This window comes from Pseudomonas sp. CF161, from assembly GCF_000416215.1.
Classification (GTDB): domain Bacteria; phylum Pseudomonadota; class Gammaproteobacteria; order Pseudomonadales; family Pseudomonadaceae; genus Aquipseudomonas.
In genome coordinates this window covers 1-758 of sequence record NZ_ATLP01000020.1, presented here as the reverse complement: position 1 = coordinate 758, position 758 = coordinate 1, and the positions used below count along the sequence as shown (strand labels likewise).

Below are 758 nucleotides of genomic sequence, written 5' to 3'. Positions count from 1 at the left end.
CGGGCAGCGCCAGCGGGTCAGTTGCGCCCGGGCCCTGGCCCACGGCCCGCAGTTGCTGCTGGCCGATGAACCGACCGCCGCCCTCGACCCGCTGAACGCGGCGCGGGTGATGCAGCTGTTGCTGAGCCGGGCCCGGGACCAGGGCACCTGCTGCGTGATCACCACCCATGACGAAGTCCTGGCGCGCAACAGCGGCTTGCAAATCCGCCGCATCGCCTGCCAGCGCGACGCCGATGGCGGGGTCACGGCGACCCTCGGGGAGGCCTGCTGATGCGCAGCTCCCTGGCGGCGTCCCTGGCCTGGCAGGATTATCGTGCCGACACCTGGCTCTCGGCCTGTTCGGTGCTGGCCCTGGTGGCGGTGATCGCGCCGTTGATGGTGCTGTTCGGGCTCAAGTTCGGCCTGGTCAGCAGCCTCACCGAGCGCCTGCAGAACGACCCGGCGGTGCGCGAGATCGTCCCCCTGGGCGGCGGACGTTTCAGTGCCGAATTTATCGAGCGCCTGGGACAGCGGGTGGACGTGGCCTTTGCCTTGCCGCGCACCCGGCAGATCGCGGCCACGGCCGATCTGGCGGTGGCCGCCAGCGGCCCCGGGCTGACCGTGGAAATGATCCCCAGCGCGCCCACCGATCCCTTGCTCGGCAACCTCAAGGCGCCCGAGGGCCTGAGCGGCGTGCTGCTCAGCCAGACCGCCGCGGAGAAGCTCGGGGTGCGGGCCGGCGATTGGCTCCAGGCCAGCTTTGGCCGGCAAGTGGCCGG

The 758-nt window shown here is 71.6% G+C and carries 1 protein-coding gene and 1 pseudogene; both read left to right on the top strand.

Features of this window, described 5'->3' with window-relative positions:
* Nucleotides 1-271: ATP-binding cassette domain-containing protein (locus CF161_RS00215; protein ID WP_020294508.1), on the top strand; the 271-nt coding region annotated here is incomplete at its 5' end.
* Nucleotides 271-758 (top strand): annotated as a pseudogene (locus CF161_RS00210) (ABC transporter permease); the annotation flags it as partial. The gene CF161_RS00215 and the pseudogene CF161_RS00210, both read left to right, overlap by 1 nt.